18 protein-coding genes are annotated in these 14,727 nt (G+C 66.8%); 7 read left to right on the forward strand and 11 right to left on the reverse strand.

Annotated features, from left to right (window positions below):
- Positions 1-90 precede the first annotated feature (90 nt).
- Complete coding sequence (locus AB0876_RS21610; protein ID WP_491837164.1) at positions 91-987, forward strand: cation diffusion facilitator family transporter; 897 nt, start codon at positions 91-93, stop codon at positions 985-987.
- Positions 988-990: 3 nt separating this feature from the next.
- On the opposite strand, the gene AB0876_RS21615 is transcribed toward AB0876_RS21610, so the two are convergent.
- Complete coding sequence (locus tag AB0876_RS21615; protein ID WP_491837165.1) at positions 991-1,407, reverse strand: DUF3151 domain-containing protein; 417 nt, start codon at positions 1,405-1,407, stop codon at positions 991-993.
- Positions 1,408-1,471: 64 nt separating this feature from the next.
- Between AB0876_RS21615 and AB0876_RS21620 the strand changes: the two genes are divergently transcribed.
- Both AB0876_RS21620 and AB0876_RS21625 read left to right on the forward strand, forming a co-directional pair.
- Positions 1,472-2,269 carry an Rv0361 family membrane protein gene (locus AB0876_RS21620; RefSeq protein ID WP_491837166.1) on the forward strand — a complete coding sequence of 266 codons (798 nt, stop codon included), beginning with the start codon at positions 1,472-1,474 and terminating at the stop codon, positions 2,267-2,269.
- A 9-nt stretch (positions 2,270-2,278) separates the two neighbouring features.
- Entirely contained in the window at positions 2,279-2,866 is a 588-nt protein-coding gene (locus tag AB0876_RS21625) for a CHAP domain-containing protein (protein ID WP_491837167.1), read from the forward strand.
- On the opposite strand, the gene fbaA is transcribed toward AB0876_RS21625, so the two are convergent.
- Positions 2,863-3,900, reverse strand: coding sequence for a class II fructose-bisphosphate aldolase (fbaA, locus tag AB0876_RS21630; protein WP_526042917.1), 1,038 nt, complete (start codon positions 3,898-3,900; stop codon positions 2,863-2,865). The two genes, AB0876_RS21625 and fbaA, sit on opposite strands and share 4 nt — an antisense overlap.
- 75 nt (positions 3,901-3,975) lie before the next feature.
- On the opposite strand from fbaA, the gene AB0876_RS21635 reads away from it, so the two are divergent.
- Positions 3,976-4,680 (forward strand): DedA family protein, encoded by a 705-nt coding sequence (locus AB0876_RS21635; protein ID WP_491837169.1) that lies wholly within the window; start codon positions 3,976-3,978, stop codon positions 4,678-4,680.
- Here AB0876_RS21635 and AB0876_RS21640 read toward each other — a convergent pair.
- From AB0876_RS21640 to AB0876_RS21670, 7 genes are all read right to left on the reverse strand, one after another.
- On the reverse strand, positions 4,677-5,576 hold the full coding sequence (locus AB0876_RS21640) for an LLM class F420-dependent oxidoreductase (protein WP_491837170.1): 900 nt from the start codon (positions 5,574-5,576) through the stop codon (positions 4,677-4,679). The two genes, AB0876_RS21635 and AB0876_RS21640, sit on opposite strands and share 4 nt — an antisense overlap.
- A complete protein-coding gene (locus AB0876_RS21645) occupies positions 5,573-6,724 on the reverse strand; it encodes an XdhC family protein (RefSeq protein WP_491837171.1) in 1,152 nt (383 codons plus the stop codon). Before AB0876_RS21645 ends, AB0876_RS21640 begins: the two co-directional genes overlap by 4 nt.
- A 63-nt stretch (positions 6,725-6,787) precedes the next feature.
- On the reverse strand, positions 6,788-7,471 hold the full coding sequence (locus tag AB0876_RS21650; protein WP_526042918.1) for a FadR/GntR family transcriptional regulator: 684 nt from the start codon (positions 7,469-7,471) through the stop codon (positions 6,788-6,790).
- Positions 7,472-7,553: 82 nt separating this feature from the next.
- Entirely contained in the window at positions 7,554-8,654 is a 1,101-nt protein-coding gene (locus AB0876_RS21655; RefSeq protein WP_526042919.1) for a glycoside hydrolase family 76 protein, read from the reverse strand.
- Positions 8,655-8,723: 69 nt separating this feature from the next.
- A complete protein-coding gene (locus AB0876_RS21660) occupies positions 8,724-9,929 on the reverse strand; it encodes an amidohydrolase family protein (RefSeq protein ID WP_526042920.1) in 1,206 nt (401 codons plus the stop codon).
- Positions 9,926-10,381, reverse strand: coding sequence for a DoxX family protein (locus AB0876_RS21665; RefSeq protein ID WP_491837175.1), 456 nt, complete (start codon positions 10,379-10,381; stop codon positions 9,926-9,928). The genes AB0876_RS21660 and AB0876_RS21665 overlap by 4 nt, the downstream gene beginning before the upstream one ends.
- 27 nt (positions 10,382-10,408) lie before the next feature.
- Positions 10,409-11,110, reverse strand: coding sequence for an ankyrin repeat domain-containing protein (locus tag AB0876_RS21670; RefSeq protein ID WP_526042921.1), 702 nt, complete (start codon positions 11,108-11,110; stop codon positions 10,409-10,411).
- An 83-nt stretch (positions 11,111-11,193) separates the two neighbouring features.
- Between AB0876_RS21670 and cynR the strand changes: the two genes are divergently transcribed.
- The 3 genes from cynR (at position 11,194) to AB0876_RS21685 (ending at position 13,202) form a co-directional block, all read left to right on the forward strand.
- Positions 11,194-12,084 carry a transcriptional regulator CynR gene (gene cynR, locus AB0876_RS21675; protein WP_491837177.1) on the forward strand — a complete coding sequence of 297 codons (891 nt, stop codon included), beginning with the start codon at positions 11,194-11,196 and terminating at the stop codon, positions 12,082-12,084.
- A gap of 115 nt (positions 12,085-12,199) precedes the next feature.
- Positions 12,200-12,667, forward strand: a complete 468-nt coding sequence (cynS, locus tag AB0876_RS21680) for a cyanase (protein WP_491837178.1) — start codon at positions 12,200-12,202, stop codon at positions 12,665-12,667.
- Positions 12,668-12,692: 25 nt separating this feature from the next.
- Positions 12,693-13,202 (forward strand): nucleoside deaminase, encoded by a 510-nt coding sequence (locus AB0876_RS21685; protein WP_491837179.1) that lies wholly within the window; start codon positions 12,693-12,695, stop codon positions 13,200-13,202.
- On the opposite strand, the gene AB0876_RS21690 is transcribed toward AB0876_RS21685, so the two are convergent.
- Positions 13,186-13,839 (reverse strand): TrmH family RNA methyltransferase, encoded by a 654-nt coding sequence (locus AB0876_RS21690; RefSeq protein ID WP_526042922.1) that lies wholly within the window; start codon positions 13,837-13,839, stop codon positions 13,186-13,188. The genes AB0876_RS21685 and AB0876_RS21690 overlap by 17 nt on opposite strands.
- Entirely contained in the window at positions 13,832-14,722 is an 891-nt protein-coding gene (locus AB0876_RS21695; RefSeq protein ID WP_491837218.1) for a hypothetical protein, read from the reverse strand. The genes AB0876_RS21690 and AB0876_RS21695 overlap by 8 nt, the downstream gene beginning before the upstream one ends.
- Positions 14,723-14,727: the final 5 nt, after the last annotated feature.

Consider the following 14,727-nt stretch of genomic DNA (forward strand, 5'->3'; position numbering starts at 1 on the left):
TGGCGTGACACTCGGCGCCGACAGCCACTCTGGCGTGACACTCGACCCAACGCTTGCCACATATGCGTACTTCCGCATATATTTCGAGGCATGGGTGCCGGCCACGATCACAGTCACAGCAGCGATACCCGCGTCAGCAGAATGCTCATCGCCGCGGCGATCCTCAGTGCGTTTTTCGTCCTTGAGCTGGTCACCGCGCTGCTGATCAACTCGATCGCGCTGCTCGCCGACGCCGGCCACATGCTCACCGACCTGGTCGCCATGTTCATGGGATTGACCGCGGTGTTGCTGGCCCGGCGCGGAAGTACCTCCCCGGCCCGCACCTACGGCTGGCACCGGGCCGAGGTCTTCACCGCCGTCGCCAACGCCGCCCTGCTCCTCGGCGTGGCGGGCTTCATCCTGTACGAGGCCTTCGAACGCCTCGGCAACGCGCCCGACGTCCCCGGCGTACCGATGATCGTCGTGGCGCTGGCCGGGCTGGCCGCCAACGCCGTCGTCGTGATGATGCTGCGGTCGCACTCCAAGGACAGCCTCGCCGTCAAGGGCGCCTACATGGAGGTCGTGGCCGACACCGTCGGCAGCATCGGCGTCCTGGTCGCCGGCATCGTCACCGTCACCACCGGCTGGCCCTACGCCGACGTCGTCGTCGCCGTCCTGGTCGCGCTCTGGGTCCTGCCCCGCGCCATCGCGTTGGCCCGGGCAGCGCTGCGGATCCTGAGCGAGTCCTCGCCACAGCACATCGACGTCGAAGAGCTGCGTACCGCGCTCGGCGCGGTGGACGGCGTGACGGGCGTGCACGATCTGCACGTGTGGACGCTGGTCCCCGGCAAGGACATGGTCACCGCGCACCTGACCAGCAACGCCGACACCGCCCGGGTGCTCGACGACGCCCGCGCGGTACTGAACGCCCGGGGCCTCGCCCACGCCACCGTGCAGGTGGAGCCGCCCGAATCAGCGAACGACTGCTCCTGCGAGGCGAAGGACTGAACGTCAGGCCAGGCCGAGGTCGGCCCGCGCCGACGGATCACAGTCGTCGAGCAGATCGATGCACCGCTGGAACTCGTCGGTCTCGCCGATGTCGTCGGCGGCGCGGGCCAGCGCGGCCACACACCGCAGGAACCCCTGGTTCGGCTCATGGGCGAACGGCACCGGGCCGAAACCCTTCCAGCCGTTGCGCCGCAACTGATCCAGCCCACGGTGATAGCCCGTGCGGGCATACGCGTACGCCGTGACAGCCTTGTCGTCGGCGAGGGCCTTCTCCGCCAGCACCGCCCACGCGATCGACGCCGACGGGTGGGCGGCGGCCACCACGGCAGCCTTTTCACCCGCAGCCAATTCGTCCTCGGCCTCAGGGTCCCCGGGAAGGAGGACCGGATCCGGCCCCAACAAATCACCCATCCGTGTCATGGGCCTATTGTGCACCGACCGATAAGCTCCACCGGTAGCGACGTACGGGAGGACCGCAGCAGGGATGTCGAACCCAACGGGACCTGGCGAAGACCGCACCGACCAGAGCGACACACCGACCGAGAAGGTCGAGCTACCTTCCACGGCCGAACTGTCCGCCCTGTCCGAACCGGCCACCGAGATCTTCAGCTCGGCCGACGAAGTCACCGGGGAGGTACACCTCGGAGAGGAACGACGCTTCACCGCGCCGTCCGGCTTCGACAGTTCCACCCAGAAGATCGACACCCCGCCCGACCCGGAGACCGAGGTGTTCGCACCGGCCGATGGTGACACCGTCGCGGCCGAGGTGCCGAAAGGTGCTGCCCCGAAGGTCATCCCGCCGCGCGAAGAGCAGGAGCAAGCTCCGCAGACCACGACCCGCCGCAGCTGGGGATGGGTGGTGGCGGTCGTCCTGGTGATCGCGGCCCTGGTGGCGATCGCCGTGCTCGGCACCGTCCTGCTGACCCGCAAATCGTCGTCGGCGGCCTCCCAGGAAGACGACGTCCGCACCACGATCCAGGACTTCGACTCGGCCATCCAGCGGGGCGACCTGGCCGCCCTGCGATCGATGACCTGCGGCACCACCAGCGACAACTACGTCAAATACGACCAGAAAGCCTGGGACGAAACACACTCCCGGGTGGCGGCCGCCAAGCAGTACCCCGTCGTGGCCAGCATCGACCAGGTGGTCGTCAACGGCGACCACGCCGAGGCCAACGTCACGAGCTTCATGGCATTTGCCCCGCAAACCCGGTCCACGCGCAGCTTCGACCTCCAGTTCCGCGACAATCAGTGGAAGATCTGCCAGGCGCCTACCGGTTAATCTGGTCCGGTGACCCTGCGCGGACCCAAGCTCTGGTTGACCCTGTGCGCGTTCGGCGCGGTCATCGTGGTCGGCCTGGCCACGCTACTGGTCCGCCATCCCGGAGCGATCGACCTGCTGCCGGGCAAACCCGTCGCCTTTCCTCAGATCGACCGCACCGCACTCGATCCGGGCCAGGCACGCATCGTCGACGTGCTGCAGGCGCAGTACGAAGCCCAACCCGGCGGCAGCCACTTCTCCGAAGGTGTCGAGGAGCCGTGGTGCGCGGACTTCGTCAGCTGGGTGCTCAACGAGGCGGGCCGGCCGCTGTCCAATCCCAACTCGGGGAGCTGGCGGATCCCGGGCGTGTACACGCTGCAGGAGTATTTCCAGGCCGCAGGCCGGTTCGCCGAACCGCGCGGATACCGGCCCCAGACCGGCGACGTGGTGATGTACGCCGACGGTAGCCCGCTCGGGTTGCACACCAATTTTGTTGTGACCGTGGACGGCAACGCGATCACCACGGTCGGCGGCAACGAGGAGGGCGGTATCCGTGTGCACACCCTCGATGACGCCGAGATCGCGGGGATCCTCGGGTACGGCCGACCGGCCGCCTAACCGGCGGTGACGCTGCGCCCGGCGCTGTGCAGGTCGTTGCAGGCCTCGATGACACGCTCGCTCATCGACGCCTCGGCCTTCTTCAGGTAGCTGCGCGGGTCGTAGACCTTCTTGTTCCCCACCTCGCCGTCGATCTTGAGCACCCCGTCGTAATTGGTGAACATGTGCGCGGCGAGCGGACGGGTGAAGGCGTACTGCGTGTCGGTGTCGACGTTCATCTTCACCACGCCGTACTTGAGGGAATCTTCGATCTCGGACTTCAGCGAACCCGACCCGCCGTGGAAGACGAAGTCGAAAGGCTTTGCGTCACCTGACAATCCGAGCTTGGCGGCGGCCACCCGCTGCCCCTCGGCAAGCACCTCGGGCTTGAGCACCACATTGCCGGGCTTGTAGACGCCGTGCACGTTTCCGAACGTGGCCGCCAACAGGTAGGCACCGTGCTCGCCGGCGCCCAGCGCGTCGATGGTCTTCTCGAAGTCCTCCGAGGAGGTGTAGAGCTTCTCGTTGATCTCGGCCTCGACACCGTCTTCTTCGCCGCCGACCACACCGATCTCGACCTCGAGGACGATCTTGGCCGCCGCGGCGAGCTTCAAGAGCTCCTGCGCGATGGTCAGGTTCTCGTCGATGGGGACGGCCGAGCCGTCCCACATGTGCGACTGGAACAACGGATTGCGGCCGGCGGCGACCCGCTCGGCGGAGATGGCCAGCAGGGGCCGCACATAGGTGTCGAGCTTGTCCTTCGGACAGTGGTCGGTGTGCAGGGCGACGGTGATCGGGTACTTCTCGGCGATCACATGGGCGAACTCGGCCAGTGCGACGGCCCCGGTCACCATGTCCTTGACGCCGAGCCCCGAAGCGAACTCCGCCCCTCCGGTCGAGAACTGGATGATGCCGTCACTGCCCGCATCGGCAAAACCCTTGATGGCGGCGTTGATCGTCTCCGACGATGTGCAGTTGATGGCCGGGAATGCGAAGGAATGCTCCTTGGCCCGAGCCAGCATCTCGGCGTAGACCTCAGGCGTGGCGATCGGCATTGACTTGTCCTTCCATCTGGACGCGGGTTATCGCAGGTGAAGACCGGTGGTGGGGCCCAGGTACCCTAGGGAGTCGTGATCGACATCGCCCTCCCTGAGGCTACGACCAATCTGGCGCTCATGCCGGATTTCATGGATCCACTGCACCTCATCGGATCCTTCGGCACCTGGGCCCTGGTGGGCATCCTCGTCGTCGTCTTCGTCGAGTCCGGGGTGCTGTTCCCGGTCCTTCCCGGCGACTCGTTGTTGTTCGTCGCGGGCATGCTCGCCGCGGGCACCGCCGCCCAGGGAACGGCAGTGGACGCCAACTTCGCACTCTGGCAGCTACTGGTGTTCATCCCGCTGGCAGCCATCCTCGGCGGCCAGGCGGGCTACCTCATCGGCCGGTTCATCGGCGTCGAGATGTTCAAACCCGACGCCCGGATCCTCAAGCAGAAGTACCTCGACGAGGCCCACGCGTTCTTCGAGCAGCGCGGCCCGTTCGCAATCGTCATCGCCCGGTTCGTGCCGATCGTGCGCACCCTGGCGCCGATCGTCGCCGGCGCCGCCAAGATGCGTTATTCGGTGTTCACCACGTTCAACGTGCTGGGCGCAATCGTGTGGGGTGTCGGCCTCGTCCTGCTCGGCTACTGGCTGGGCCAGTTCGAGATCATCCAGAAGCTGCTCGAGCCGATCTTCATCCTGATCGTCGTGGCCTCGGTGGCGCCGATGTTCTACGAGTGGTTCAAGCGCCGCCGGGCCGCCAAGAAGGGCACCGAGCAGGTTCAGCCGAACCCCTAACCGAAGCCCAACGCGGCGGCCAGTTCACGAAGGGCCGGACGCGGATCGGCCGTCGGGTTCTCCCCCAGTGCCTGAACGACGACGTGGTCGGCGCCGGCATCCAGGTGGGCCGTGATCACCGCCGCCGCCTGATCCGCCGAACCCATGCCGACGAGTCCGCGCGCCAGCCGGTCCGAGCCGCCCCGCACCAGGTCGGATTCGTCGAAACCCTGCCGCAGCCACGAGTTTCGGTAGTTGGGCAGCCCGCTGTAGACCTCAAGGTGCTTGTGCGCCCGAGCCAGCTGGTCGGCGTCGTCACCCCCGATCGCGACGGCCTGCTCGGACACCACCCAGCGGTCCGGACCGAGGAGCTCGCGCGTCGTCGCGGTGTGATCGGGCGTGACCAGGTAGGGATGTGCGCCGTCGGCGTGGGTGCCGGACAGCTCGATCATCTTCGGGCCGAGTGCGGCCAGCAGTCGGGGCGGGCGCCCGACGCCCGGTTCGATCTGCTCGGGCACCGCGGCCATCCGCTCCAGGTAGGTGCGCATGGTGGCCAGGGGCTTGGCGTAGGTGCCACCCAGTCCGTGCTCGACGAGAGGTCCGTGGCTGACGCCCAGGCCGAGCACGAACCGGCCCGGGTAGAGCGCTGTGAGGGTGCGTGCCCCCGATTCGGCGGCTGACGGCACCCGGACGTGAATGTTGGCGATGCCGGTGCCCACCACGAGTCGTTCGGTGGCAGCCAGGAACGCCGCCGACTGGGTGAGAGCTTCCTTGCCGACCACCTCCGGAAGGAACAACGAGCCGAAGCCGAGAGCTTCGATGTCCCGCGCAACCTGCTGCGCGTCCGGCATCGACCAGGTGTCGCTGGCCCACCACACACCGATCCGGCTCGGGAAATCGATCTTGGCTCGTGTCACTGACCACTCCTCAATTCACTCGGTTCGTTGTGTTCGTGATGAATACGGCCACCAGTGTCCGCCAGTGGTGTGCCGGTGCCGCCCCAGCGTTGGGCGATGATCTCGGCCGCGATCGACACCGCGGTCTCTTCGGGCGTCCTGGCGCCCAGGTCCAGTCCGATAGGACTCGACAATCTCGCGAGCTCTTCGCCGGTCAGGCCGACTTCGCGCAGCCGGGCCATCCGGTCGTCGTGGGTGCGCCGCGAGCCCATCGCACCGATGTAGCCGATCTCAGGCAGTCGCAACGCCACTTCGAGCAGCGGCACGTCGAACTTCGGATCGTGCGTGAGCAGGCAGATGACCGTGCGGCCGTCGATCGCGCCGGCGGCGGCCTGCGCGGCCAGGTACCGGTTGGGCCAGTCGACGACGACCTCGTCTGCGGTCGGGAACCGGGCCGCGGTGGCGAAGACGGGGCGCGCGTCGCACACCGTGACGTGGTAGCCCAGCAGTGACCCCTGGCAGGCCACGGCCGCCGCGAAGTCGATGGCACCGAAAACCAGCATTCTCGGCGGCGGCGCGAAGCTCGCGACGAACACCTCCATGCCCTCGCCGCGGCGCTCGCCGTCGGGGCCGAACGTCAGCACCGCGCTGCGGCCGGTGTCGAGCAGACCGCGCGCATCATCGGTGATCGCGCTGTCCGCACGGGTCGAGCCGAGTGTGCCGGTGACCTCGCCGGTGCGGATGACCAGTCGGCGGCCCAGCCATGCCGGATCGGGATGTGCGATGACCGTCGCGGTCGCGACAGGTCGATGGGCCTCGATGTCGTCGACCAGAGCTTCCAGTTCTGGGAATGTCCGCTTCGACACCGGCTCGACGAACACGTCGAGGATGCCGCCGCAGGTCAGTCCCACGGCGAAGGCGTCATCGTCACTGACTCCGTATCGCTGCAGCACCGGGATGCCCTCGGCAACGACCTCACCGGCGAGTTCGTACACCGCACCTTCGACGCAGCCCCCGGATACCGAGCCGGTCACCGTGCCGTCGGGGGCCACCACCATCGACGCCCCGGCAGGCCGCGGTGCGGAACGGAACGTGCGCACCACCGTCGCGAGGCCCACGGTGCCACCGGCACGCCAGACCGACAGTGCATCGGCGAGCACGTCTCTCACGATGACAAACGTAGCCCGGGCTGGGCACATGCTCAGTTTCGGGGCACTGGTCCCGATGGCAAGTCAGCTACCGACTGCATGCAGATGGCGTTCGTGCACGTCGAGGCCGTAGATCGCAGCGCGGGTCGCCGCACTGTGGTCGCCTCGTTGGATCGCCTGAAACAGATCGTTGTGGAAATCCCGGTACGTGTCCTCGGGAGTGCTCATACAGAACGCGCCGTGGGCCGGGTCGCGCATAGCATTTTCGAAAGAGCTGTAGAAATCGAGCAGCAGCGTGTTGTGCGACGCGCGGGCCACCCCGATGTGGAAGGCGACGTCGTGGTCGATGAATGCGTCCAGGTCGGCGTCGGCCTGTGCGGACCGACGTCCCTGAAGGGCGACGCGCAGCGCATCGATATCGGCCGCCGAGCGGTTGGTCGCAGCTTCACGCGCGGCCAGCACTTCGAGCGTATGACGCACCAACTGAACCTCGTCGCGATCCGCGGTATCGACCAGGCGCTGCAGCGCAACTGTCGTCTCGTCCTCGGCGACCACGTAGGTGCCGTCGCCCTGTCGCGATTCGAGCAAGCCGAGCTGGACGAGCGACCGCACCGCCTCGCGGACCGATGGGCGGCTCACCCCCAGTGCCTCAACAAGTTTCGCCTCGGTAGGGATCTTGCACCCGACCGGCCAACTGCCCTTGCGAATCTCGTCGCGCAATCTGTCGACGACGACGTCGACTATGGAGGTCCGTGCGACCCGTTCCATCTACAACTCACCTACTTCACTGTGCGCACACCATTGTTGTCTGACAAATTGCCCGATGGCGCGCAGATCTCGATGAGCGAGACTACTCGGACAGGGTGTGCGCTGCTTCCATCAACATCCACCCCGAAACCTGAACTGACAGATCACGTTCCGGGATCGCCGACGCGTTCACCGCGCCGTCGACAAACTGCGCTTCCTGACCTTCGGCCCCGGGCACCTCAGCGGTGCGGTCCCAGAACGGTCCGAACAACGGGAGTCCGTCGACGTTCTGGCGATTGTCCCATGCCGCCTGTGCGGACTTGAGCACGAGCGACCGGGACGTATCACGCGCGGACTGATCTTGCGCATCCTCCCCCGGCAACATGGTGGCCACCAGCGCCAGGTACCGCGCCAGGATGCTGTTGAACAACCCACCGTCGCCCCCGCCGGCGCCCTTGATGACACCGTCGGTGGCCATTTCCTTGTCCACCGCCGTCACCAGACGACGGACCCGCTCGGCGTGCCGGGTGTCGCCGGTCCGCACCGCCAGTTCGACCTCCAGGCCGAGCACCACGCCCTGGCAGTAGGTGTACTGCGCACGCACCATCGAGCCGGCCTTGATGCCGTCGAACACCAGGTGGGTCTCCGGATCGATCAGGGTGTCGTCGATCCAGTCCGCCATCTGCTGGGCCCGGCGCAGGCGGTCGTCATAACGCGCCAGGAAGATACCCGCCGGGCCATTGGCCGGGGCGTTGAAGAACTGGTCCTGCTTGCGCCATGGGATGCCGCCGCCGTCCTCGGGCACCCAGGCATCGACGAACTGCGCGCACAGCTTCCTGAGCGCATGGGCTTTTTCCACCCCGACCAGGCGACCGGCCCGCTCCAGGGCCAATGCCAGCCAGGCCATGTCGTCGTAGTAACTGTTGGTCCAGGACAGGTTGTTGCGCATCCAGTGTCCCCGGATCTGCCGCTCGATACGGGTTTTCCGCTCGGGCTGCGGATCCCGCACCTGCGCGTCGACCAGGGTGTCCAGCAGATGCGCCTGCCACCAGTAGTGCCAGGTTCCGAACTTTCGGTACTTCTTGGTCGCCGGCCAGGCCACCACTCCGAGTTGGGTACCCGGCAGACCCCAGAGCTTCGTCAGGTGTCGCTGGGTGATCGCAGCTTCGGCGCTGGCCGCACGGTTAGCCCATAGCTGATCCATGTTGACGATCCTGCCTTACCCGGCCTTCGAATTGTCGGCATGTCGAGCAGTTTCCGGGCCTGCGTCAGGTCAGGATGGGTGGTCCGCCGAGCGCACCACCCGGCCATCGTGCAGGACCAGCAGCCGCTCGGGATGACCGGCCACCGCCTCGGCCGGGTTTGCCGCGGCGATCACGACCAGGTCAGCTCGGCTGCCGGCTTGCACGCCGTAATCAGCGAGCCCGAGTGCGCCGGCTGCCGAGTCGGTGACCAGTGACGCCGCGTACTCGAGTTCGCCGTCGGTCATCAGGCCGCCTTCCAGACCGATAATCGTGGCTCGTTCGAGCATGTCGCCGGTGCCGTACGACCACCACGCGTCACGGATGTTGTCCGACCCGGCGAATACCACTACGCCGTGGTCACGCAGCCGTAGGACTGGTGGCATGGTCCCGGCCGGACCGTTCGTCATCAGCGATACCCCGGCGGTGGCCAGCGCCGTCGCGGTCCGGTCGACGGCGGCCTCGTCGACCTGGCCCAGGCAATATGCGTGACTGACCGTCACTTTGCCGCCGAGCCCAAGGGTTTTCGTCCGCTCGGCGATCGCGTGGAGTTGTCGGGTGCCGAGTTCGCCACCATCGTGGAGGTGGATGTCGATACCTGCCCCGTGCCGTTCGGCCAAACCGAACACCACGTCGAGTTGGCCGTCGACATCGCCGTCGAACCCGGCGGGATCGAGACCGCCGATCAGATCGGCCCCCTCGGACAAGGCCGCGTCGAGCAGGTCGGGCACACCGGGGGCGGTGACGACACCGCTCTGCGGAAACGCCACCAGTTGGATACTCAGCTTGTCTCGCAACGATTCACGGACTTCGAGCAGCTGATGCAGCCCGTCGAGATTCGCATCGGGATCGATGTCGACGTGCGATCGGACGTGCCCGGTACCCAGCGACACCATGTGCTCGGCCAACGCGGTCGCGCGGGCGGTCACGGGCACCCCGATCCGGGCGCGCAGTTCACGTTCGTTGGCAATGCGTTCCCGCAACGACCCCGATGCGACGTGCGGCTGCCACGGCGCTCCCCAGAAGGTCTTGTCCAGATGGCAGTGCCCGTCGACGAATGCGGGCATCACCAGGGCGCCGCCGCAGTCGACGACGTGCCGACCGGATCGCGCCGGTGTCGAATCGGGTTGTCCTCGATCGACGATCGCCTCGATTCGTCCGTCTCGCAGCGTGATATCGACCCGACGGCCGTCGGGCAGTGTGACGTCGACGAGCGCGTCGAGCGCCGGGCCGGTCATGACGGCTCCGAAGTGAGCGGTTGCGGGTTCGCGAAAATGCCTCGGTTCCACGGCAATCGGGTACCGAGCAGGCCGTCGACACTGAATCGGCCGGCACCGGTGACGATTAGCAGCAGCATCGGGGCTGCCAGGGCGAGCACCAGCTCGAATCCGCCCTTGGCGACGAACAGCCCGTGGCCCGTGTGTGCGATCAGGAACGCGCCGACCATGGTGGCGAACAGCAGGGCCGCCCAGACCGGTGTGGCCAGGCCGATGATCAACCCGATGCCACCCGCCAATTCGATGGTGGCGGCAACCACTGCCGACAGCTCAGGGGCCGGGGCGCCCATGGCCGCGAAACCCTGCTGGGTCGCGGCGATCCCGTTGGTGACGAACTTCTGCCACCCGTGGGCCACGAAGATGGCACCGAGCCCCACGCGGGCCAACAAGATCAGTACATTGCGGACGGTCATTCTGAAAGTGCTCCGTTTCTTGGGTTTTCATCGTGAGCGCAGGATGGCGGCGACCTGAAGCTGGCCGAGTCGCTCGGCGTTGTCAAGCGTGGTGCGCCCCGAGCCGTCTCGAATCGACTGATCGGCCCCGGCGTCCAGCAGCGCGCGCACCACCTGCTGGTACTTGACGGACCCGTCGCCGTACACGATGGCCTCGTGCATCGCTGTCCATTGCGGCTTGTTGACATGGTTCACGTCGACACCGGCGGCGATCAGTCGTTGCACCGTGCTCACATGGCCGTGTTCACTCGCGGGAATCAGCGCGGTCCCGCCGTAGCGGTTGACGCTGCGCACGTCGGCACCGTGAGACAACGTCAGTTCGAGGATGTCGTCGAGACCTTCGGCTCCGGCGTACAGATACGCCGAATCCTGTAGATCGTCTTTCGCGTTCACGTCGGCGCCGGCCTCGATCAGTGCCCGCGCAGCATCAGTGGCGCCGTTCTTGGTGGCCGCGACGAGCGGGGTGCGTCCGCGTTCGTCGCGCACCTCGAGGTCGGCACCGCGCCCGATCAGCTCGTGCACCCGAGCTGCGTCGTTGTTCGTTGCCGCAGTGAGCAGGTCGCTGCCGGGCACGGGCGCCACCGTGGTGGCGACGGTCGCGATGTCAGGAGTGGCGCAGCCTGCGGCGGTCGCGGCGATCACGGCAAGCGCGGCCGCGGCACCGCTGAAGATGCGAGGGGAATCAGGCATGGTTCCAACCTGCCTCGTGGGAGCCATAGTGTCCAAGACGCATTTCTCATCGCGGCAATAGACGTCACCTATACATTGGGCCGATGGAGTTGCGTCACCTCCGGTACCTACTGGCCGTCGCCGACCACGGCAACTTCACCCGCGCCGCCGAGGCCCTGCACGTGTCGCAACCCACCTTGTCGCAGCAGATCAAGCAGCTCGAACGGGAAGTGGGAGTCCCCCTGCTCGACCGCTCGGGACGCACCGTCCGGCTCACCGATGCCGGCGAGGCCTACGCCCAGCACGGACGACTGGCCCTGCAGGATCTGGACGCCGCCGAGCGGGCGGTCCACGATGTCCACGACCTGAGCAGGGGCCACCTGCGGATCGCGATGACACCGACCATCACCGCTTATCTCATCGGTCCGCTCGTGCGCCAGTTCCATGCCGAGCATCCCGGCGTCACCCTCACCGTCATCGAGACCACTCAGGACCTGATCGAAGCCGACCTGATCGCCGACCGTATCGACCTGGGCATCGCCTTCGCCGGCAACCACGCCGCGGGTGTGGCCACATCGGCGCTCTTCACCGAGACCCTCAGCCTGGTCGTGGGCGCCGCTCATCCCCTCCACCCGCGCGCCACGACGTTCGCGATCGCAGACCTGCCCACCCAACCGTTGGCGTTGCTCAGCCGAGACTTTGCGACACGCAACTACATCGACGAGTTCTTCGCCGCCCAGAACGTGAAGCCCCACATCGCGATCGAGGCGAACTCCATCAGCGCGCTGATCGAGTTCGTGCGCCTCGGCACGCTCGCCACGGTATTGCCGGACGCGATCACGCAGGCGCAGGCCGACCTTCACCCGATCCGGCCCGATCCACCGCTACCATCACGCGAGGTCGTGCTCCTACACCGGTCAGCGGGATATCAGTCGGCCGCAGCGCGGGCGTTCAGCGCGATTGCGGTGCACTACTCCAACCAGTACAAGTCATAGATGCCAGCTATCACTCCAATGGAAACTAAGTATTGGACGCTATAGCAATTCGCGCGCAGGGTGGTTGATACACCGCCAGTCACCCACGGCCGGCTCCCATCGAAGGGATGAACCCATGCACGCGCAGTTCGACCCGACCGCCCGACAGGCCCTGGCCATCGCAGCGGTCGAGGCCAAGACCCGCAAGGATCTCACCTGGCAGCAGATCGCCGACGCTGCCGAGCTCTCAACGGCATTCGTGACCGCTGCCGTCCTCGGTCAGCACGCGCTGCCTGCCGAGTCGGCCGTCGCGGTTGCCGCATTACTGGGTCTCGACGACGACGCGGCAATGCTGCTGCAGACCATCCCGACCCGCGGTTCGATCCCCGGCGGTGTCCCCACCGATCCGACGATCTACCGCTTCTACGAGATGCTTCAGGTCTACGGCACGACGCTCAAGGCGTTGGTTCACGAACAGTTCGGCGACGGCATCATCAGCGCGATCAACTTCAAGCTCGATGTGCGTAAGGTCGCCGATCCGGAGGGCGGGGAACGCGCCGTGATCACGCTCGACGGCAAATACCTTCCCACCAAACCTTTTTGATCGAGTCCGATATCGAGGAGGTCTCATGGACTTCGCACAACACACCATCGACATCGCGCGCCGGAACGTCGCCGAGGGCGGCCGTCCGTTCGCAACCGTCATCGTCAGAGACGGTGAGATCCTGGCCGAGAGCCCGAACCTGGTTGCCCAGACCCATGATCCCACCGCCCACGCGGAGATCCTCGCGATCCGCAAGGCGTGCACGAAGCTGGGCACCGAGCACCTGACAGGTGCCACGATCTATGTCCTGGCCCAGCCCTGCCCGATGTGCCTGGGATCGCTCTACTACTGCTCGCCGGACGAAGTCGTGTTCCTGACCACCCGGGACGCGTACGAACCACATTACGTCGACGATCGAAAGTACTTCGAGCTGAACACGTTCTACGACGAGTTCGCCAAGCCGTGGAATGAGCGGCGCCTGCCGATGCGCTACGAACCGCGCGATGCCGCGGTCGATGTCTACAAGCTCTGGCAGGAGCGCAACGGTGGCGAACGCCGGGTGGCCGGAGCTCCCACCCCTACCAGGCCTGCGTAAAATCCGCGTGGCGAGTGATCCACGCGTGCATGGCAATTCCCGCAGCGACACCGGCGTTGATGCTGCGGGTCGAGCCGAACTGGGCGATCGAGACCGTGACGGCCGCCCCGCCCTGCGCCTCCGGCGTGATGCCCGGACCTTCCTGACCGAAGATCAGCAGGCAGTCGCGGGGTAATTCGGTCTGCTCCAGCCGCACGGCGCCGGGCACGTTGTCCACCGCGACGACGGTCAGCCCGGCGTCGGCGGCGAACGCCAGCAGTTCGGCGGTGCTGTCGTGGTGACACAACCGCTGATAGCGGTCAGTGACCATGGCTCCCCGCCGGTTCCAACGGCGCTTGCCCACGATGTGCACGGTGTCGACCGCGAAGGCGTTGGCGGTGCGAACCACCGCACCGATGTTGGCGTCGTTACCGAAGTTCTCGATCGCGATGTGCAGCCGATGCCGCCGCCGGTCGATGTCGGCGATGATCGCCTCCCGGGTCCAATACCGGTAGGCATCAACGACATTGCGGGTATCGCCGTCGCGCAGCAGGTCCGGATCGTAACGCGCGGCCTCATCCCCGGCGGGCAGAGCGCCCGTCCAGGGGCCCACGCCCGGGCTCACGCCCCACTCGGTCGGGCCGACGGCGTCAGCCACCGGTGGTCCACAGGGCCGCGTGCGTGCCGATCACCGAAACCGACGCGTAGAGCAGCGCCGCCGTCATCTCCCCCTGGGTGCACAGCGAAGCCCGGACGTTGACCGCCTCACGGCTGGCTTCCGGCAGGAGCAGCACCGACGAGCCGTACACCGAGCAGAGATGACTGAGTCCCGGCGGCGGCAGCGTAGGGCCGGCCACCACCATCAACGGCCCGCCACGTCCCGCCGAATCCTCCGCGTAACGCTTTGCCGCACCGGCGATTTCAAGGCCGAGCAGCATGTAGCCCTTGCCGCTGAAAGCCGTGGGGTCACCGATCGCCGTCGGTGCCAATTGCCCGCCGTCGGCACTGAACCCGTCCACGCTGGAGGTCTTGACGGTGATGCCGGTGTCGTTGACATCAGTAGGCAGCATTCCCACCGGGAAGGCCGCCGGGTAGGCCACGGTGGTCTTGGGGATGCGCTCGCGCGGCGAGTACACGTAGACCCCGCGTACCTGGCTCTGGTCGCGTTGCGGCCCCAGACAGACTGTGCCGCTGAGCTTGTCAGGAGCGGAAGCGGACAGCGGCCGGATGCCCAGGTTGGTCATCGCGTCGCAGCCGTGGAGTGCGTCGGCCTCGATCGGATGCGCCAGGGCACCGTACAGACCGAACCGGATGTCCTCGGGTTTGGCGTGGGCGTCGCCGGCAGCCGAACCCTCGACGTCGACCAGCACGTGGTCAGAGTCGAATCGAAGATTCGACACCGTCAGGTTCCAGCCGAGGATGTCGAGCGACTTGCCGAGCGCTGCAGTCGAAGCCTCGTACGTGCGTCCCGGTTCATCGGATGTGCAGCCCGCGGTGACGACGAGAAGTACCGCCATCACCGCCGCGATCAGCGCCCGCACTGCCA

Origin of the sequence: Mycobacterium sp. NPDC049093 (assembly GCF_040704635.1) — a bacterium.
GTDB lineage: Bacteria > Actinomycetota > Actinomycetes > Mycobacteriales > Mycobacteriaceae > Mycobacterium.